25 protein-coding genes and 1 pseudogene are annotated in these 17,384 nt (G+C 38.7%); 16 read left to right on the forward strand and 10 right to left on the reverse strand.

Annotated features, from left to right (window positions below; translation table 11 throughout):
* Positions 1-174 precede the first annotated feature (174 nt).
* From QNM16_RS21690 to QNM16_RS21700, 3 genes are read right to left on the reverse strand one after another with little or no spacing between them, the layout of a single operon-like run.
* The gene (locus QNM16_RS21690; RefSeq protein ID WP_284022371.1) at positions 175-444 is read right to left on the reverse strand and encodes a hypothetical protein; all 270 of its coding nucleotides are present in this window, start codon (positions 442-444) and stop codon (positions 175-177) included.
* A complete protein-coding gene (locus QNM16_RS21695; RefSeq protein ID WP_284022372.1) occupies positions 423-944 on the reverse strand; it encodes a hypothetical protein in 522 nt (173 codons plus the stop codon). The genes QNM16_RS21690 and QNM16_RS21695 overlap by 22 nt, the downstream gene beginning before the upstream one ends.
* Positions 928-1,068: a hypothetical protein gene (locus QNM16_RS21700; protein ID WP_284022373.1), complete on the reverse strand. Its 141-nt coding sequence runs from the start codon at positions 1,066-1,068 to the stop codon at positions 928-930. Before QNM16_RS21700 ends, QNM16_RS21695 begins: the two co-directional genes overlap by 17 nt.
* A 240-nt stretch (positions 1,069-1,308) precedes the next feature.
* Between QNM16_RS21700 and QNM16_RS21705 the strand changes: the two genes are divergently transcribed.
* The 9 genes and pseudogenes from QNM16_RS21705 (at position 1,309) to QNM16_RS21745 (ending at position 6,935) form a co-directional block, all read left to right on the forward strand.
* Positions 1,309-2,229 (forward strand): Rad52/Rad22 family DNA repair protein, encoded by a 921-nt coding sequence (locus QNM16_RS21705; protein WP_284022374.1) that lies wholly within the window; start codon positions 1,309-1,311, stop codon positions 2,227-2,229.
* A gap of 2 nt (positions 2,230-2,231) precedes the next feature.
* The gene (locus tag QNM16_RS21710) at positions 2,232-3,239 is read left to right on the forward strand and encodes a hypothetical protein (protein ID WP_284022375.1); all 1,008 of its coding nucleotides are present in this window, start codon (positions 2,232-2,234) and stop codon (positions 3,237-3,239) included.
* Between the two features lie 58 nt (positions 3,240-3,297).
* Positions 3,298-3,462 (forward strand): hypothetical protein, encoded by a 165-nt coding sequence (locus tag QNM16_RS21715; RefSeq protein ID WP_284022376.1) that lies wholly within the window; start codon positions 3,298-3,300, stop codon positions 3,460-3,462.
* A pseudogene (gene ssb / locus QNM16_RS21720) lies at positions 3,462-3,839 on the forward strand (single-stranded DNA-binding protein); the annotation flags it as partial. The gene QNM16_RS21715 and the pseudogene ssb, both read left to right, overlap by 1 nt.
* A 92-nt stretch (positions 3,840-3,931) precedes the next feature.
* The gene (locus QNM16_RS21725) at positions 3,932-4,270 is read left to right on the forward strand and encodes a hypothetical protein (RefSeq protein ID WP_284022377.1); all 339 of its coding nucleotides are present in this window, start codon (positions 3,932-3,934) and stop codon (positions 4,268-4,270) included.
* Positions 4,271-4,303: 33 nt separating this feature from the next.
* Entirely contained in the window at positions 4,304-5,224 is a 921-nt protein-coding gene (gene rdgC / locus QNM16_RS21730; RefSeq protein ID WP_284022378.1) for a recombination-associated protein RdgC, read from the forward strand.
* 10 nt (positions 5,225-5,234) lie between these two features.
* A complete protein-coding gene (locus tag QNM16_RS21735) occupies positions 5,235-5,546 on the forward strand; it encodes a nucleoside triphosphate pyrophosphohydrolase family protein (RefSeq protein ID WP_284022379.1) in 312 nt (103 codons plus the stop codon).
* Positions 5,530-5,757, forward strand: coding sequence for a hypothetical protein (locus QNM16_RS21740; protein WP_284022380.1), 228 nt, complete (start codon positions 5,530-5,532; stop codon positions 5,755-5,757). Before QNM16_RS21735 ends, QNM16_RS21740 begins: the two co-directional genes overlap by 17 nt.
* A 2-nt stretch (positions 5,758-5,759) precedes the next feature.
* The gene (locus QNM16_RS21745) at positions 5,760-6,935 is read left to right on the forward strand and encodes a recombinase (RefSeq protein ID WP_284022381.1); all 1,176 of its coding nucleotides are present in this window, start codon (positions 5,760-5,762) and stop codon (positions 6,933-6,935) included.
* Between the two features lie 17 nt (positions 6,936-6,952).
* Here QNM16_RS21745 and QNM16_RS21750 read toward each other — a convergent pair whose 3' ends face one another.
* Positions 6,953-8,107 carry a hypothetical protein gene (locus QNM16_RS21750; RefSeq protein ID WP_284022382.1) on the reverse strand — a complete coding sequence of 385 codons (1,155 nt, stop codon included), beginning with the start codon at positions 8,105-8,107 and terminating at the stop codon, positions 6,953-6,955.
* A 1,084-nt stretch (positions 8,108-9,191) separates the two neighbouring features.
* Here QNM16_RS21750 and QNM16_RS21755 point away from each other — a divergent pair.
* Positions 9,192-10,085, forward strand: coding sequence for a hypothetical protein (locus QNM16_RS21755; protein WP_284022383.1), 894 nt, complete (start codon positions 9,192-9,194; stop codon positions 10,083-10,085).
* Between the two features lie 117 nt (positions 10,086-10,202).
* Here QNM16_RS21755 and QNM16_RS21760 read toward each other — a convergent pair whose 3' ends face one another.
* The 4 genes from QNM16_RS21760 to QNM16_RS21775 form a co-directional block, all read right to left on the reverse strand.
* Positions 10,203-11,243: an IS481 family transposase gene (locus QNM16_RS21760; RefSeq protein WP_284022384.1), complete on the reverse strand. Its 1,041-nt coding sequence runs from the start codon at positions 11,241-11,243 to the stop codon at positions 10,203-10,205.
* 107 nt (positions 11,244-11,350) lie between these two features.
* Positions 11,351-12,349, reverse strand: a complete 999-nt coding sequence (locus QNM16_RS21765) for a hypothetical protein (RefSeq protein ID WP_284022385.1) — start codon at positions 12,347-12,349, stop codon at positions 11,351-11,353.
* Between the two features lie 5 nt (positions 12,350-12,354).
* Complete coding sequence (locus QNM16_RS21770) at positions 12,355-12,849, reverse strand: terminase small subunit (protein ID WP_284022386.1); 495 nt, start codon at positions 12,847-12,849, stop codon at positions 12,355-12,357.
* On the reverse strand, positions 12,842-12,973 hold the full coding sequence (locus QNM16_RS21775) for a hypothetical protein (RefSeq protein ID WP_284022387.1): 132 nt from the start codon (positions 12,971-12,973) through the stop codon (positions 12,842-12,844). The genes QNM16_RS21770 and QNM16_RS21775 overlap by 8 nt, the downstream gene beginning before the upstream one ends.
* A gap of 915 nt (positions 12,974-13,888) precedes the next feature.
* On the opposite strand from QNM16_RS21775, the gene QNM16_RS21780 reads away from it, so the two are divergent.
* Positions 13,889-14,140 (forward strand): hypothetical protein, encoded by a 252-nt coding sequence (locus QNM16_RS21780; RefSeq protein ID WP_284022388.1) that lies wholly within the window; start codon positions 13,889-13,891, stop codon positions 14,138-14,140.
* On the opposite strand, the gene QNM16_RS21785 is transcribed toward QNM16_RS21780, so the two are convergent.
* Positions 14,137-14,292 (reverse strand): hypothetical protein, encoded by a 156-nt coding sequence (locus tag QNM16_RS21785; RefSeq protein WP_284022389.1) that lies wholly within the window; start codon positions 14,290-14,292, stop codon positions 14,137-14,139. The genes QNM16_RS21780 and QNM16_RS21785 overlap by 4 nt on opposite strands.
* Positions 14,293-14,394: 102 nt before the next feature.
* Between QNM16_RS21785 and QNM16_RS21790 the strand changes: the two genes are divergently transcribed.
* Genes QNM16_RS21790 through QNM16_RS21805 form a run of 4 tightly spaced genes read left to right on the forward strand, consistent with a single transcriptional unit; the run spans position 14,395 to position 16,347 of the window.
* On the forward strand, positions 14,395-14,667 hold the full coding sequence (locus QNM16_RS21790; RefSeq protein WP_284022390.1) for a helix-turn-helix transcriptional regulator: 273 nt from the start codon (positions 14,395-14,397) through the stop codon (positions 14,665-14,667).
* A gap of 13 nt (positions 14,668-14,680) precedes the next feature.
* Positions 14,681-14,815: a hypothetical protein gene (locus QNM16_RS21795; RefSeq protein ID WP_284022391.1), complete on the forward strand. Its 135-nt coding sequence runs from the start codon at positions 14,681-14,683 to the stop codon at positions 14,813-14,815.
* A 6-nt stretch (positions 14,816-14,821) separates the two neighbouring features.
* A complete protein-coding gene (locus QNM16_RS21800; protein WP_284022392.1) occupies positions 14,822-15,415 on the forward strand; it encodes a hypothetical protein in 594 nt (197 codons plus the stop codon).
* 2 nt (positions 15,416-15,417) lie between these two features.
* Complete coding sequence (locus QNM16_RS21805; protein ID WP_284022393.1) at positions 15,418-16,347, forward strand: hypothetical protein; 930 nt, start codon at positions 15,418-15,420, stop codon at positions 16,345-16,347.
* A 7-nt stretch (positions 16,348-16,354) separates the two neighbouring features.
* Here QNM16_RS21805 and QNM16_RS21810 read toward each other — a convergent pair whose 3' ends face one another.
* Complete coding sequence (locus tag QNM16_RS21810; RefSeq protein WP_284022394.1) at positions 16,355-16,756, reverse strand: hypothetical protein; 402 nt, start codon at positions 16,754-16,756, stop codon at positions 16,355-16,357.
* Between the two features lie 130 nt (positions 16,757-16,886).
* On the opposite strand from QNM16_RS21810, the gene QNM16_RS21815 reads away from it, so the two are divergent.
* Positions 16,887-17,384 (forward strand): hypothetical protein (locus QNM16_RS21815; protein ID WP_284022395.1); only part of this gene is annotated, 498 nt, incomplete at its 3' end.

Here is a 17,384-nt window from a genome sequence, read left to right on the forward strand (position 1 = left end):
TCATTAGATTTTTTTAAAACTCATGAAGCATCAGCCCTTTTCGATGACATCTATAATTAAAGAGGTTACGAGAGCCTTGCTGAAAATAATTGAAGCCATAACAGATTATGAAAAAACCGTTTCAATAAATATTTTTATAATTAAACTCGACGGCTTTTGTTACCTAGTCTTAAATTACCCTCTTTTAATTGGATTTAATACTGCATCCTTGCATGCTTTCTTTAGCAAAATCTCAGCCTCAACATCTAAACCAAGTAACTTCACTGCACGCTCAGAATCAGTGAGGGTAATATCTTTTTTTACAAAAACCCTTTTTGAAATATTATCCATAGCCTCGTCAGCATATTCTTTTCTAACTCTGATTTTCCTTAACGTGTTGATCAAAAGCATCAAAGAAGAAACGATGCACACTATAACAACTGTTAATGCGATCGGTAGATCCATTTTTGTATATTCCTGTATCCAATTATGACCAATGGTAAATAGCAACAAATAACAACTAGGTTATTTAAAGTTGGCATGCCGCTCTTGTATATTAAGGTGCTGTATTCGACATTGAAAAAATGAATATCAACTAGCCTGAACGCTTGAAGCGCAATTTCAGCCACAGATAAGCTGATAAACACAAGCGCCTGCTTAAAATACACAAGTTCCTTTTTCATTAATGTGTAGATAACTGCTGATGCCGCACATGTATTTAAAGTCCAAATTACATATCTCCAAATAAACTCTGGATCCATTAATTTGATTTCACAATGAAAATATACCGGTATGAAATAAAAAACCGATACAGCAAGAGCAAAGGCTGTCCACTTTTTATCCTTCAAAAAAAAGGCAGCCCCAAGCGAGGCAAGCACAGCCATAAAATGAGCTTGATCTACCAGCCTCAAAAACGAGCTATCTACACATTCCAAAATATTCCCTCCGTTATGGCTTGTCGCCATGAATCACTTTAAATGTCCCATCAATTGAGGCTAGTCTCTTGGGTTTTGGATTTCCATCGTCACCACCGCCGCCACCAACGCCACCTCTAACAAGTGTAAGCAAGTCCGTTTTAAGCTGTTTCATAACAATACCTTTAACATTAGGTTTAAAAAATGTAACACAATTGGAATTTATCGGTCAACAATCTGAGACCGACACACAAACTTATCACAATATATTACACATAGAAACGCTAAAACAGACCATTTACAAAGCTCAATTTATCACATCCGTGAATATTTTCAACATTTACCGTTAATATAGTTGACACCACTGTGATTATATTACACACTCATAGCATCAATTTTAACCAAGGCGTGAATCATGAAACTCACTGCTGAGAAAGCCCAAGAATTGCTTAGCGATCCTTTTGAGGCTCACGATGTTGAATTTCTAGTTACTGATAAAGTAATTTCTAAAGATGGTTCTGTATGGGTCAAAGTAGTCCCTTACATTACAGCAAGGGCTGTACAGCAGCGTTTAGATGACATCTTTGGCTTGACGGGGTGGCGCAATGAGTTCCGCGAAGTAAAAGGCGGTCAGATGTGCGGACTGAGTTTGCTGATTGAAGATCAGTGGATTACTAGGTGGGATGGCGCTCCTCTTACTGAAATAGAAGCATTGAAAGGCGCGCTGTCTGGTGCAGGTAAAAGAGCAGCTGTTCAATTTGGTATTGGCCGATATCTGTATGCTATCGAGCCTTATTTCATTAACTGCCAGCTACTAACAGATAAATCTGAGTGCACCGCTAATTATGTATTAATAAGGCACGACACAAGCGAAAACGAATCAACTTATCTATCAGCTCAATGGGAGACTCCAGAGCTACCATCTTGGGCTCTACCTCAAGCTGACTTTACTCCTTACATAGAAGCAATAGAGAGCGCCCTAACAAAAACCGAGCTTACCAAAACATATAGAAGCGCAATTAAATTTGCTGATGCGCTTGGCCGTAAAGACTTGAAAGAAAAAGTTGAGGCAGCTCGTAAAGCTCAGTTCGACAACATTGAGATTGAAACAAAACGGGAACGAAAAGCAAAAATAGAATCCCTCAATCGCAAATTTAAGAGTTTCACAAAAGAGCTTGAGAGCGCAGAAAACGAAACGGTTCTAGAGCTCGCATTCAAAAAAATAAAGCCTGAGCTATATGGGTTATGCAAAGAATCAACCTTAAACGCAGAAGAATACCAAAACACACTCAACCAAATTAAACAGCAACAAATCTCACGTATCCAAGGAGCGTAACGATGCAATCAACAGACTTGACTACTTTAGCATTTAGCAGCGAATTGACTGAGCAAGGCCTTAAAGAGCTTAAAAGGCGGTACCCCAAAAGCAAAGTTCCAGACATGACTATTGATGAGAACTACAAGCAAGGGCGCCAAATCCAGACTGAAGCAAATAAGCTTACTTCCAGCTTAGACACTCGCAGAAAAGACTTAGCAAAACAGCTGAAGTTAGCTGGTGATGACTTAATCGCTAAAGCGAGTGATATTTACGCCCCTTATGTTTCCGCATATAAAGCCGAACAAGCTAGACGTAAAGAGATTGAAGATAAGAAAAAGCGCGAGCGTGAAGCCCTGCTCAACGCGCAGCGCGCCAAGATTGCCGAGATAAGCAGATTTGTTGATAGCTGTAAAGGCGCATCTCTACAGGAAATCTCTGATTGCCTTGAAGCCGTGAATCTAATTGATACATCAGCTTTCGATCCAGAGCTAATTCACGAAGCTATTGAAGCCGTTGAATCAACAATTCAAACCCTATGGCAAATGCACACAGACACCAAGCAACGCGAAGAATTGGCGGCGCAACAAGCTGAACTAGAAAAACAATTAGCTGTCGGCAAAATAGCGCTGGCCCCCACCGAAATGATTGGAAAAAGCAGCGACGAAATATCGGCAAAAATCACAGAGCTTCAAAACAAACCAATTACTGAAGAGTTTTTTGCAGATGCAGTTGCCGCTGAGCAAGCCGTCTCTATCGCTATTTCACAACTAAAAGCAATGCATGACCAAGCGTTGCAACTTGAAGAAGTAGCCTTACAACAAGCGCCAGCCGCAAATGATGATTATACAGTCGAAGAGTCAACAAGCGCCGAATCCACAAGATACGAATACAAATTCTACGACCAGTGGCCTACCGAAAGTGAATTAGCACAAAGCGCTGCACTAAGGGTTATGAATATTAAGCTAGGTGAAGCTGAAGATTATATTCGCTACTTAACACAGCAACTTGAGCGTGCGCAGGTAGCATAAATTTGTCCCAACCTGAGGAGGGCTTAGCCCCCTCTTTTCAAGGAATAGATAAATAGATATGAACGAGTTAATCAAAACACCGGAAGAAGCTAAACGCATTATCGAAGAACGTAACGCTCGTATTAATCAAGTTCTTCTTGATCAAGGTAAAGCACGAAGAAGACGTGAATTGCATCAAGATGAGATGGCTCTAGTGATTGAATCAAAAGAGGTTTGGGAATAATGGCTCGAGGTGTAAATAAAGTGATCCTAGTAGGTCACCTCGGCCAAGACCCTGAAGTGCGCTATTTGCCGAATGGTAGCGCGGTGGCAAATATCAGTTTAGCTACAACAGATAGCTGGAAAGATAAAAACACAGGTCAGCCAAAAGAGCGTACTGAATGGCATCGCATAGCTATTCACGGAAAGCTAGCTGAAATTGCAGGGCAATACTTGCGCAAAGGTTCTCAGGTGTACATAGAGGGCAGTTTGCAAACACATAAGTGGGAAGATAGCCGCAACCAAACGAAGTACACAACGCAAATAGTAGTGAACGTAAATGGCCAGATGCAGATGCTAGGCAATCCAAATAATGTCGGACATCAAAACCAGCAGCACGGACTACCAAACGAGCGCAGCCAGCCCAGTGCACACAATGTATACGGGGCACAACAGCGTAACGACTGTATGGGTATTTAACATCGAGGTTAATCATGTTTTATGTGTTCGGAGTAAGTTCGGCTAAATGCCGACAAGCAGCTATCAAAAAAGTAAACGATTTTCGGGGTGAAAACGCCCCCAATAATGCCAATGAGTGGGAAGTAAAAGTAACTGAATTGCAGCAAGAACTATTTGAAAAAGCCAAACCAACCTGCATTAGCGGTGAACTGGCAATGCCAAGCTCTGTAGACGAATACATAACTCAGGCGAAGAAGTTACCAAACGAATTTAGAGCTTTAAAGGGCATGAAAAAAGTGCCTATCTTGGATAGCTCTGGCAACCCAAAACTTACAAAGGCGGGGCGCACTAAGTTCGAATGGTTACCCATGTAACTAATTAAAATTAATTGAATTAAGGAAAGCACAATGAGATTCACAAACTTAATAGCATACAAATACAAAACACCTATTGCATACACTCAGGAGCAGCTTGAGCAATCACTTCAGCAAGATGCGTTTAGAAAGTGCGGCGCTCAAGAGTACAGCACTTTTGGTTGGACAAAAGCACTGGGCAAGCATGGCGCTACCCTCTCCCATTTCTCAAAAGAATTTATTTTGCTTTGTGCCAAAGTTGAAGAAAAGATCCTTCCTGCCACTGTCGTGAATGAGAAGCTTGCCGAAAAAGTTCAGCAGATTGAACTTGATGAAAACCGCACCGTTAAAAAGAAAGAAAAAGACGAGCTTAAAGATAGCGTCTACAACACTCTTCTAGCACAGGCATTCACAAAATCCAGCTTACATTTTGCTTTTATAGACATGAAGCGCGGGTTGTTTGTGGTCAACAGTTCCAGTTTTAACAAGGCGGAGCAGCTAGCAGCCCTATTTAGAAAATCAGTCGGTACACTTCCTATAATTCCTGCATTTTGTGACTTTGATTTAGACGTACACCTAACCGATTGGTTAACAAAAACCCAAGCACCTGAAAACTTCTCGCTGGGCTATGACACAAAACTTGAAGACCCGACAGGCGAAGGGGATGAAGTGGCATTGAAGCGTCACGCACTGGGTAGTGACGAAACCAGATTGCATCTAGACAGTGGAAAGCGCGTCACTGAGCTTGCGCTCAAGTGGGGTGAAAACATTGAGTTCACTCTAAAAAATGATGGCTCACTCAAGCGTCTTAGTTATTCCGACACCATCAAAGAATCCAATGCTGACATTCCCAAAGAAGATATACCAGCCAAATTGGATGCTGACTTTTTACTGTGCGCTGGTGAAATTAGCGAATTACTAGATCGTTTATTTAGTGCTATGGGTGTAAGTGATAATCAAGAGCAAGCGGCTTAAGAGATTAATAATGAACTCAATATATAAAAGAGCAATTGAACACTGGGGTGCAGCAGCGCAAGTAAGTATGGCTATGGGTGAAATGGGAGAGCTTACCGCTGAATTAAATAGATTTCACACCCAAAATCGCAAAGACCGTTTAAGTAATCTTCAAGACGAAATAGCAGACGTTCAAATCATGCTTAACCAGCTAAAAATGATGCACGGGCAGTTAGCTATTGAAGAAATCATGGAGCAAAAGCTAGCTCGCTTGGAGAGTATCATCAATGGACAGCAACAACACAACCATCAACCGGAGGCGCCGCATGAGCACACAGCGTAAATTAATGAGAGCAAGAGCATGGGCTAAATTACACTTTGCTGAAGGCTCGGTTCCCGGCTATACGATATTAAGAGAATGGGTTATCAATGGATATGTAGATGGAGAGCTTATTGGTGATAATAGTGGTCAAGCATATATATATGAAGACCAAAAGCCGGGTATGCATTCCAAGGCTAAAGAATTTGCGCAAGCTCTAGCGCTAAGTGAGTAACAATGGCACCTAGAAAAAGACTTTTCAAAAATAGGGATTTACCTCCCTATTTATATTTTGACAAAAACGCAGGCTACACGCTAAAGCTTGTAAGTGGAAAGCGTCGAGTAATCAGTCAGAATCGAACTGAGGCAATAATCATTGCGAATGAATACAATCGCATTAAGCGCTCTAATGAAGTACTAGACTCGCTACTAGCTGAAGAAAACTCGGGCACTCCATTTTCTGATCTCGTTGATAAGATAATCGAAAGGGTCACCAATGATAGGTCTCCAGGCGAAAGCTTAAAAGCTCAATGGAAAAATGACTCTTTAAGAGTTAAAGAGTTTTTTACTATGCCAGGTTCCGAAATCACCTTAACTGAAGTTACCGAGTACCTTGATAAGTACCACCCTAATGCGAGTAACAACGTTTTCAATAGAAAGTTGAGTTTTCTTGAGATGTTGTTTGATTACGCAAAAGATATTGGTGAAATGGAGAAGAACCCAGCCGCGTTAAAGATCAAAAAGCCAAAAGAAGAAAAAGTGAGAAAGCCTTTAGATATCGACGCATTCAATCGAATTCGAGCAGCTGCGCCACTATGGCTCAAGACTGCAATGGATCTAACTATGCAGACAACTCATGCAGTATTAGAAATCTCACGTATTAAATACAAACTCAAGAAAGCTGAGGCTGGCAAGTGCGGTTGTATTTGGTACGAAACCCCGCAAAAAGATGGCTCTGCAACGATTTATGGTGAACTTGCTATTCACAGACAGAAAACCAAGAAAACTGAAGCGTCCCACGTAATAATCCCTATTAATGAGACTATCAAAGCAATCATTGATACAAGTAGAGATAGGATCGCATCACCCTATGTAGTCCATCGACTACCAAAAACGCGCTCTAACCCAGTCAGTAAAGAAGTCGATCATGTAACCCAAATAGTGAGCCGTAATATCAGTAAAGAGTTCTCCAAAGTAAGGGATGATTTGGGGTTATATAAAGAGCTGCAGTTTGAGGAGAGGCCAACTTACCATGAAATAAGAGGCCTATCTGCAAGAATTATTGAAGAGTTGGGCCATAACCCACAACACCGAATGGGACATGCTGACAGCAAGTCTACTAAAATCTATACAGAGCAAGGTAAGCCGATTGAGTGGGTCCAAGTTCCAAATGTTGTGGTTGCCACAAAGTAGCAACTACAATTCTTACTCTATTTCCTTTGAACTCGGTTCCATTCCTTTTTGAGCATTTCAGAAGTCAACTTTCGTAGTTCTACTAATTCTTGCTTGATCTCTTTCTGTTTATTTCGCAGAGCAGAAGAAAGAGATATATTAGTAAACAGCTCTTCCAAATTTGTAAGCGATTTATAGATAGGAAAGTCATTGCTTTTCTCATTTTCACTTACTATATCTTTACTATTGAGCATCATAATAAGTCTTTCTATTTGGCCTATTATTTTTGATTCAAGCTCTTTAACTTTATAGTAAGGGTGTTCTTCATAAATCGCTTGCAATAACTTCAACTCCTCCAGCTTAACTAAATATAAATTGTGGTCTAAAGAACCATCTTTAATTTCCTGACTCAACAAGCTGAGCTTCCTTCTTATAATTCTATAGTCTTTCGTTTTAAACAAAGAAATTGCATCTACATCAGAATATGAAAGTATTTGATAAGTATTTCCGATTAACTCACTAGTGAGCAATCTAAAATCATTTATCCAACCTTGACGAAACTCACTGATAGTTCGCTCATACTGTTGCTGAAAATTTTTATTACTAGCTGAAATTTGGTGGTCAAGCTCTTCCTTTCGCTTATTTCTTTCTTCAATAATCAAGTCGTTTTGCTTTTTTGTTTCTCTTTCTAAGGTTTCCTTATACTTCTCATTCTCATTAACTAAAATTTCATTTTGCTTGGCAGCCTCGTTATTTAGTGTTTTTCTAACAACCCTATATGAAATATACGCAGACAAAGTTATAGCGAAAAAGTTAAACAGCACCGCAGGCCAATCAGTAGCTATACTATGAGCAATATCTACATCTTTATTTTCTAAATCATTAAATGATGCTTTTTGGCTTTTAATGTAATTCGATATTTCTCGATTAGAGGATTCAATCCCTTTTAATGCTGATGTTGTTGTTTTGACAATCTCACTAACATCTTCGGCAGCTTGAGAGTTTTGCTGCTCCATTTCCTCTAACTTTAGCTTTAATGCATCTAACTGCGCATTGAGACTGTTTATCTTTTTATCATATTCTAATTGAGGCTTTGAATTGTTTGGTTGGCTATCTTGTTTGACCTCTTGAGAAACTCCCATCACTGAGAAAAGTGCAAGACAAAACATACACAGAATTATCATTTTCCTCATTATTAAACATCCTTTCCATAATTTTTCACTAGCTATTGTTCACAGAGTTTACATTCTTTGGTATTAAAGATCATTAGTTGCTCTAACCCAAAAATCCGTCAATATCATTTGTAAAATAAGAGGTAACTATCTGATATTAAAAGGGTGAATTTATGAAAATCAATAAAAAATGACACATAGCCAATCGACTTAATATATGAATAAACAATTGAAATATATACACTTTAATCATTCCTGACTATAATGATGGGGTGTCAGGGGTCGCAGGTTCAAATCCTGCTATGCCGACCAGCTTTTCCCCTATCTTTCAATCTCTTAGAAAGATATTTAAAACCCTAAATTCTCTCTGGTGCAAAATAGTTGCAAAATAGTTGCAAAACCTCAGTTAAAAACTCCTAGCAAAACAAGCACTGAAACGAGTGTCACGAGCACTGATATTACAAGCAATAAGTAATGTATATTTACCACGCCTATATATAGGTCTCTGAGAGTCAGGGGGGCCTTCGGAAAATGGTAACATTGGTAACCTCTTTCAAAAAAACTCCATAACATACTGATTTATATTGCTTTGTACGAAAGCAAAAAAGGTAACATATAGGGTAACTAAATAGTAACTATGTTACCTTTATAAATGGTGATATCTGCATTTTTAAAACCTTATATATTTCAAACACCTAACCAAAAATTACCTTTTGAGTTACCAAATATTACCTTCTAATGGTAACCACTAGACTGCTTTTAAATCATAAACTTAGAACACCTAAAACTAGTGCATGACCAATGTTACCTTTTTCCGAAGCCCCCCTCCCAATCTCACAGTAAGACGGCGCATTCTTTGCTAATTTACAGCTGACTCTGTTTTTGCGTTTTTTTGCGTTACTAACTGCCACATAGTTTGTGGCCGCAGCACCAGTACTGGCGTATCGTTTGAGCTTTGCATGACTGCATTATTTTCAACGCATAAAGCGTGCAGGCGTGGCGTGGGTTTAACGGCGCGCGCTGGGTGAGAATTCAAGTTTTTTCTTGCACAGCTTCATTTGTGCTACCTTGTCTAATGTCGAAATAGAATTGTAAGGAAATCCGTATGGCAGTCGTATTATTGGGTGCAGGAGCTAGTTTTGGTAGCGAAGAGGAGGCTATCTCAACCCCTCCTTTGGGGCCGAGTTTATTTAAGGAGTTAGTTAAAAAAGGTGGAGTTGCATCAGAATTATCCGAAGAACTGAAGCAAAAATTTGAAGATGATTTTGAAAAAGGAATGGAAGCATATTATGAAGGCACAAATAAAAATATCATGACGTTTCAAAGAGAGTTAGCTGAATATTTAGCTTCTTTCAAACCATCAGATAATAATGTATACCTAGATTTGATAAGAGAGTTAGGGAACGAAAACGTAATATATAGTAGCTTAAACTATGACCTGCTTTTTGAATTGTCAGTATTTAAACTTGGGTATCACATAACCTATCACTCCAATTATGCTCAAGACGATTTCTGTATACTGAAAATTCATGGCTCCAGCAATTTTTGGCCTAATATACCGGAAGTTCTAGCTAATGGATTTGAATATGAGGGGAATGGTATAGGTGATATCAACGCTGGTATAAAGCCTGTTTCTCAACCTGAGACTTTACATAAATGTGCAAATTGGGGAAGTGTAGCTCCAGCAATAGCCATGTTTGCTGTTGGCAAGGAAGTAAGAGTTTGTAATTCTTACGTTGAAGAACAGTATGCTATGTGGAAAGCTGAAGTAGAAAAATCGTCTCAAATTTTCATTGTAGGAGTACGTGTTCACGAAGTTGATGAACATATTTGGTCTTTGCTTGGCCGTATAGAAGGTGATGTCACATATTTTGGTTTTGAAAGTGACAAAGCTGCTTTTGATAGATGGAAAAGTACTCATCAAAAGAAAAATGCTGATTTTGTAAACAGCGATTTTAAAAATGCCGTTCCAATAATGAAGCAAAGAATACGTCAATAATTACTTTTTTAAAAATGAAGTGCTATAAGCACATTAGCACTTCCATATTAGATGTTAATGTGTACTAGCTCAGACTTGATCTGACAGTTACCCGTTTTTCAATCGGTGACTGTCAGCTTAGATTTGAGCTAAATTCTTTTCTGCCCAAATTCGTTTTCCATCTTCCAATGTTTCAAGTGGCGTTCTGCCGCAGCACATTTTTCCTTGATGGGTTCGGTCATTATTGTAATAAACCATCCATTCGTCCAGATCCTTTTGTAATTCTTCTAGGGAGCTATACAGCTTTTTACGGAACGTAACCTGATAAAACTCATTTAGTATTGTCTTGTGGAACCGCTCACAGATACCGTTTGTCTGTGGTGACATGGCCTTGGTTTTTGTATGGTCAATATCGTTAATAGCCAGATATAACTGGTAATCATGATGCTCGACTTTACCGCAATACTCAGTACCTCTGTCAGTGAGTATGCGCAGCATTGGCAACTCATGCTGTTCGAAGTAAGGCAGAACCTTATCATTGAGTATGTAGGCCGCTGTAATTGGCGTTTTGGTAGTATAGAGCTTAGCAAAAGCTATTTTGCTGTACGTATCTACGAATGTTTGCTGATAGATACGTCCAACACCTTTTAGGTTGCCAACGTAAAACGTATCTTGTGAGCCTAGGTAACCAGGGTGAGCCGTTTCGATTTCGCCACAAGCCTCATCATCATTTTTCTTTTTTTCAAGTGCAGCGATTTGGCTGTCTGTTAAGATAATACCTTCGTTAGTTACTTTGTCTTCCAATGCTTTCAGGCGCTTCTTAAAGTTCTCTAAATTATGACGTAACCATATCGATCGAACACCACTGCCTGATACAAATACACCTTGCTTTCTTAATTCATTGCTCGTTCTGTGTTGGCCGTGAGCTGGATAATCAACTGCATATTTTATGACAGCTTGTTCAGTTGCCTCATCGACTCTGTTTTTTATGTTTGGAGACCTACAACTTTTATCAACTAACGCATCAAGCCCACCATCTTCGAGCAACTCTTGATATCGATAAAATGTATCTCTTGAAACGCCCATAACTTTACAGGCTTTAGAAACGTTACCTAATTCTTCAGCAAGATTAAGCAAACCAGTTTTGTGTTTAATGATTGGGTTGTTAGTATGTAACATGAGAGTTACCACCTTTAGGTTGTTTTGATTAAAAGATTCGACACCTTTATCAAAACGGGTAACTCTCAATTTTTCAAATCGAAATGTCAGATCAAGTCGAGACTAATTCAACTAAAGACAGAGTTGCATATTTTCCTGTTTATTTCTTTAAAACGAGTTTCTAGCACTGTGTCATCTTTAAAGTAAAAATTTTCAAATTTTGATAAATTCTTACGCTCTATATTGGTAGCTTTATTCTGCTCCGCAAATTTTATAAACCTATCTAACAATTCATATTCTGGTGATATATCTTCCCCGAATTTATTGTCTTCAAAGGATTTCACTGTATAAATAGGTTTCATTTTTTCTTCAGGTACATCATCTAAGCATTCAGAAGAATCGACATCAAAGAGTCCACTGTAAAAGCGCTCCTCTTCCTTTTCTTTATCCTTAGCATTTGTTTTTGAGACTTTAATCATTTTAATACCACCACTCTCCTTTCCGATAGAATCGAACATCCTCTTCATCAGTATATTATCTGTAATAATCTGCCTATATAAGTCAGCTATATCACCTTTTACGGACGAGATTTCTGGTCCTACAATTATTTCTACTGATTCAAGTACACTCACGTTCTCAATGATTACTTGATATTCTTTAGAACAATCTGTTTCGAAATTATCGAGAAATTGGTTGGGTAGATAATGTGTTGATGGGGGTAGGGAATCTTCGTCCATACCTAAACTCCGCCAATATGCCCTCTTTTTTTCATCCATATGAAGTGTGGTCAATTTTTCCGCATAAGCTTCATACATCCTTCTACTGATATCCTCAAAATTTGCAAGACTCTTTACTGCTGTTTTACATTCATCAACTAACTTTTCTTTAAAAACCGCATCTCTAGTAATGTGCGCGAATCTCAGTAAACCTAAGTTGGCTACAGCAATAAAAATTGTCAAAGTGGCAGTAATTACATCAGCAGCTGAGCTGAGCCCATTAGTACCTGTCGCTAATTCTATTAACGCAAATATAGCCAAAATTGTTGTCGCGAACAAAGCAACAGTTATTACACTCACAGCAACTTGGCTGTAATCACCGAAAATTTCATTGAAAAACTGCTTAATCACTAAATTCACTCTCTTACATACTTGTGGGAATAGTCAGACAAAGCCTTTAAAGTTTCGTCTGCATCTTCATCTAAAATACGACACACTTCCTCTTGGTCCTGATGGGCAAGACTGCCTGAAAGTCTATTGGATTGACCTATCAATTTTGCTCGAACAGCCTGAAGTGCATCAGCAACATTTCGCATAAGGTCATCAATGTTAGCGACTTGCTCTAAAGTCTTTGCCAACTCTAATTCAGCTAACAACGCTTGGGCTGACTCTTTTCTGGTTTTGGCTTCAATCATATTCATTGAACCTGCTTCCTGTTGGTTAACACCAAAGCGTTCTTTTGTTCGGTCGGCTTCAAATTCAACACGCCAATTAAAGCAAGCACGAGAATCATAAACGACTGAGCGTCCTTCTTTCCCTAAGTCAGACATACCTGCATCGCGCCATTCACGAATTGTTTTAGGTGTGACACCAAACAAGTTGGCTAATTCAGCTTGGTTGACTTTATTCATTGATCTTCCTTACGATTTCGTACGCTTTATAAAACGCGCGTTTGCCTCGATGATAGTTTGACGACGTTAGACCTTCTATATTTTCGATCACGTCATCATCACTAAGACCTAGAACCAAGGACATTTTTAATCCTTGAATGACTGTGTTGCTTCTGATGTTTGTAAGTTCTATATAAAGGTCGAATTTATCTTGTTTTAATGAGCCAGGTTTAATGTCCATATCATTGATTAGAATCAGTTTATTGATTCCAGCACAGTAGCATTGATTTGCTCAATTTTAAAGATATGGAACATTGATTTTTGAAATTTCTGAGTGACCTTTCTCCGCGAGTCTGCGCCCCGCTCCAAAAAGTCCTTATAAAAGAACCTACTAAGGGGTTGAATCATAAAAGTGATTCAGAGAAAGTCATTGATAAACAACATCTGGAATCAGTAAAGTGAATTAAAAATCAGTTAAACGATTTTAAAAAGATACTAACACCACTAAATCACTTTACTGATTTTTCAAATTTAACCAGCAAGACAACTTATCCAAATTAAGTCACATGAGACAATTCAATTTTTTGATACTTGTCTTGTGAAAACCTCTTATATTTCAAATTACTAAATTACTTATAAGACATAAGACAATTATATATAAATAAAAGTATATATAATTATATATAGTATATAGGTGATATGAGACCCCACACCCACCGCGCACCCCGCCCCCCGCACACACAGCTAACGAGGCTGGTCGACTTTTGCGACACACTTGACTTGTTATTCCTGTAGTTAATTGATTAATATGGACTTTTAGAAAGACAAATGTAGAAAACACATGAAAACTTGTTTGTCTAGACTTGTCTTAAAATTATAGTGCATTGATTAATAAGGAATTAATCGATTTTCAAGTTGTCTTGTACACTTATACTGGTTCAATACTGAATTGCAGAGTGCAACCGTGTTGTTATGCAGATTACTCTAGTATTATCTTAACTATGAATTTATTAATCACTAAACATCGTAGTATCATTTTTGTGCTCATAGGATGAACTGAATGTCTGAACCAGAATTACTACATAAGAAATCGTTAAGCGATCTGTTGTTACCAATGGAAGTTGGAGAAGCAATATACGTAGAAGTTGCTGACAAGAATGAAGCTAAAGTTAAAATGCGTCAAGCAACTACAACGAGCAGGTTAAAGGGTGTTTTAAAAACCCGTAGTTTTGAAACGTCGTCATTTACAGCAGTGCCGGCGGACAACTGTCCAACGGTTAAATACTTGGTTCGGATCGTACGCTCAAGCTAACGATCCCGAACAACCTCAGTAGCAGGGATGGTTGCGAGGAACCTTTGTTCATAGTCAGTTAGTTGACCGACTATGTGCCATACTCCTACCCCATCTTCAATACTGAATCGTAAATTAGCTAACCGGCCATCGTCGGGTATAAAAACATTCATAATCTCAATCCTTGGATGTATCTGATTTAATAGGGTTATCATATCTAGTGTTAACGCTAAAAATCACACGATTAACCAAAAAGCAACAAGGTTGTTAATACCATGAAGGAAATAACAGGTGAACACTTGCGTGCTATGCGGCTTGCAGCAAACAAGACTCAGAAAGAGATGGCTAAGAAAGTCGGCATCAATATCAAGACCTATGAGAACTACGAAAACTCAGTAAGTCCGAATATAAAGCTCAACCATTTTTTAACATGGATGTCTTTTTGCAAACTTTCAACAGGTGACATCATGAGCCAATTGGATGAATGTAGACGGGATGTTGATGAGGCGGGTATAGTACGAGTGAGACCCACACAACATTATAAGTAACAGGAGTTTACTAATGAAAATACTATCTCACTTCTCATTTAACCCAATGCACGTTGTCGGTGGTACTTTTAAACCGAGTGCGCCCGTAGACCCACATCAAGCCAGAATTGCACCACTGCCCTCAAAAGACATAACCAAAGGAGGCTAATAAGCCATGGAGATATCCCCGAGTAGATTTATCGCTATTTTTACGGTTTTAGTAGCTGCGTTTAGTTTTGCGCTGCTTGATGCGTTTTCTTTTCTAGCTTTGTTACTTGTTTGTGCGGCTGTCACTTCTTTGGTTTGTGATAGAAATGAAAGCTACGCGTGCCGAGATAATTCTATAATCTTGGGGGTATTTCTAATTATTGAATTTTTGGCTTTTAAGTTTCTAATACCATTGGAGCCGGGTGCATTTCCTATGATTTATTTAGGAGCAATGGTTTTTGGTGCGCAATTGATCTTTTGTATCGCTACATTCTTCACATATATGTACCGTCCGATTGTGTCACTGAAACTTACTGGTCGTTTTCAAATGCATTACAGTGACTCAATATTAATGTGGTTATTTGCATATGAAGGTGTCGTATGTTTGTTAGCATTGTTAGAAAACACATTGCGCAATTCTTCCCCTGAGCTTCACAACATCACTTTTGTTTATGATAACTTCGAGTTACTCACCTACTTAGCCCGCGCAGGTATGGCCGGTATGCTATTTACCATGTTAGTTACAAGTAAAAATCAAACAGTCGAGCGTGAGGGGGTTTAATAGTGTTCAAGTTGATTAAGAAAGCTTTCAAGGAAATACTGTTAGATTTTGCCGAACTGATATCTAATTTTATAGCCAACTGCACTGAACTGATTATAAATTTCTTTACTAACGATCCCAAGTGCGCTCTACATAGACAATATATTTTCTGGGCAGCATTAATATTACCATTTGTGTTTTTTTTAAAAGTCGGATCGCTATATTGGGAAGGGTATGAGTTTAGTTGGACAAAAGAAGGAGTAGATACCTTTTTTGAAATTTCAAAAATCCCACTATACTTCCTAAGTAGTGTTATCCCACTCATGATACTTGCAGCCCGCATTCATGGAACAAGGCAAGTAGAAGAGCAAATAAAGGTTACTCAAGAAAATAATACTTTTACAAACTACTACAAGCATAGAGAACTATTCTACGAGTTTATAAATAAAAGGTTTAGGGATTTCAAACATCCAATTAATAAAGAAAGACTTTACCAACTTATCTACCCTAAAAACAACTCAAAGTATTTTAGTTTAGATAGCGATATCAATGATATATACTATGAAACCTATTTTAGATACAAAGGTTTAGTAGAATTATTTAATGAGCTTCACAACACGAGTGCCGAGGCTCGAGAGAGAACTTACTCACTAGTTGATTTAATGGACCGAACTCCAAAATATGTTAACAACCATGAAATTGGTCCACTCTACTTTATTTTTCGTAATGATGAAATATTCGATACAGAGAAACCTATATGGTCACAAGAATTCGATAGCGCAGGTGACTATATAGACCTAATATCTGACCTCTTAAATAAGTTGACACCTTTCACACATGATACATTAAAAAGTAAATCTAAAATGGATGCTATATATAAAACAGACGTGAAATATAGTTCCGAACAAAGAGAGGCTCTTGATAAATTGATAAGACTCACCAACACTGAGTAACCCTGATTCAATTACCTCTAAACTCAGACATGTAGACAACCTGACCTGGTTCACGCTCTTTGGGCTTCATGTAATCATCATCTACAACAGGGAGTCCACGATCACCGAGAACCAGGTAGAGACCACCATCGACACATATCCCGACATGTTCGCCTTTAATATCATGCCAATCCCCTCCACCGAATACACAATTACCTGACTTAATCGCTTTCACATTGTGTACTGTGACGTTTTCAAACTGCCTCATACGAAAGATCGAAGTAAACCCTTTAAATGGTAAGCTGATCTGCTCACCTTCCCGCGTAGTGCATCTCACGCTGTCTTTGAATATAGACGTAGTTGATTGTGCAAGTCCCCCACTCGTCAGATAGACATTTCCGAAATTGAATTGATATTTAATGATTGGCATAAAACAACTGTATGGGTAACCAGTTCCGATATGTTAATGGGTCAAGGGTAACTCGAAAGGTCAAAATTGACCTCTGTTAAAAAGGAACGTAAATTATTCCATCCACCAGCACCAAGGAGCGATAAATAGCATGGCAAGAGATGACAACAAGAAGACGATACTTGAGGGTAAAGCAGCTATAGACCTTTGGCTCCAAGGTGTCGATGCTTGGAACAAATGGGTAGAAGAGAACCCGATTGCTGATGTGAGTTTTGAAGAGTCGGACTTTAGTCAATATGACAAAGTATCGTTTAGTAGTTTTAAGTTTCCAAAGGGTGACGTTAACTTCTCCAGAGCACAGTTTGGTGAGGGTGACGTTAACTTCACATATGCACAGTTTGGTGAGGGTGACGTTGACTTCTTCAATGTACAATTTGGTGAGGGTGACGTTAACTTCTTCAATGCACGATTTGGTGAGGGTGACGTTAACTTCACAGGTGCACGATTTGGTGAGGGTGACGTTAACTTCACAGGTGCACGATTTGGTGAGGGTGACGTTAACTTCTTCAATGTACCATTTGGTGAGGGTAACGTTAACTTCAAAGGTGCACGATTTGGTAAGGGTAACGTTAACTTCACAGGTGCACGA

The sequence above is a fragment of the Pseudoalteromonas umbrosa genome (assembly GCF_030125375.1).
In the GTDB taxonomy this organism is placed as follows: domain Bacteria; phylum Pseudomonadota; class Gammaproteobacteria; order Enterobacterales; family Alteromonadaceae; genus Pseudoalteromonas; species Pseudoalteromonas umbrosa.

Coding starts and splice junctions, on each gene's coding strand:
- QNM16_RS21770 (WP_284022386.1), bottom strand. CDS start 12,849: ATGAATAAAGTCAACCAAGCTGAATTAGCCAACTTGTTTGGTGTCACA.
- QNM16_RS21755 (WP_284022383.1), top strand. CDS start 9,192: ATGGCAGTCGTATTATTGGGTGCAGGAGCTAGTTTTGGTAGCGAAGAG.
- QNM16_RS21775 (WP_284022387.1), bottom strand. CDS start 12,973: ATGTCCTTGGTTCTAGGTCTTAGTGATGATGACGTGATCGAAAATATA.
- QNM16_RS21800 (WP_284022392.1), top strand. CDS start 14,822: ATGGAGATATCCCCGAGTAGATTTATCGCTATTTTTACGGTTTTAGTA.
- QNM16_RS21710 (WP_284022375.1), top strand. CDS start 2,232: ATGCAATCAACAGACTTGACTACTTTAGCATTTAGCAGCGAATTGACT.
- QNM16_RS21700 (WP_284022373.1), bottom strand. CDS start 1,068: ATGAAACAGCTTAAAACGGACTTGCTTACACTTGTTAGAGGTGGCGTT.
- QNM16_RS21780 (WP_284022388.1), top strand. CDS start 13,889: ATGTCTGAACCAGAATTACTACATAAGAAATCGTTAAGCGATCTGTTG.
- QNM16_RS21750 (WP_284022382.1), bottom strand. CDS start 8,107: ATGAGGAAAATGATAATTCTGTGTATGTTTTGTCTTGCACTTTTCTCA.
- QNM16_RS21810 (WP_284022394.1), bottom strand. CDS start 16,756: ATGCCAATCATTAAATATCAATTCAATTTCGGAAATGTCTATCTGACG.
- QNM16_RS21705 (WP_284022374.1), top strand. CDS start 1,309: ATGAAACTCACTGCTGAGAAAGCCCAAGAATTGCTTAGCGATCCTTTT.
- QNM16_RS21745 (WP_284022381.1), top strand. CDS start 5,760: ATGGCACCTAGAAAAAGACTTTTCAAAAATAGGGATTTACCTCCCTAT.
- QNM16_RS21735 (WP_284022379.1), top strand. CDS start 5,235: ATGAACTCAATATATAAAAGAGCAATTGAACACTGGGGTGCAGCAGCG.
- QNM16_RS21690 (WP_284022371.1), bottom strand. CDS start 444: ATGGATCTACCGATCGCATTAACAGTTGTTATAGTGTGCATCGTTTCT.
- QNM16_RS21795 (WP_284022391.1), top strand. CDS start 14,681: ATGAAAATACTATCTCACTTCTCATTTAACCCAATGCACGTTGTCGGT.
- QNM16_RS21715 (WP_284022376.1), top strand. CDS start 3,298: ATGAACGAGTTAATCAAAACACCGGAAGAAGCTAAACGCATTATCGAA.
- QNM16_RS21785 (WP_284022389.1), bottom strand. CDS start 14,292: ATGAATGTTTTTATACCCGACGATGGCCGGTTAGCTAATTTACGATTC.
- QNM16_RS21725 (WP_284022377.1), top strand. CDS start 3,932: ATGTTTTATGTGTTCGGAGTAAGTTCGGCTAAATGCCGACAAGCAGCT.
- rdgC (WP_284022378.1), top strand. CDS start 4,304: ATGAGATTCACAAACTTAATAGCATACAAATACAAAACACCTATTGCA.
- QNM16_RS21790 (WP_284022390.1), top strand. CDS start 14,395: ATGAAGGAAATAACAGGTGAACACTTGCGTGCTATGCGGCTTGCAGCA.
- QNM16_RS21740 (WP_284022380.1), top strand. CDS start 5,530: ATGAGCACACAGCGTAAATTAATGAGAGCAAGAGCATGGGCTAAATTA.
- QNM16_RS21695 (WP_284022372.1), bottom strand. CDS start 944: ATGGCGACAAGCCATAACGGAGGGAATATTTTGGAATGTGTAGATAGC.
- QNM16_RS21760 (WP_284022384.1), bottom strand. CDS start 11,243: ATGTTACATACTAACAACCCAATCATTAAACACAAAACTGGTTTGCTT.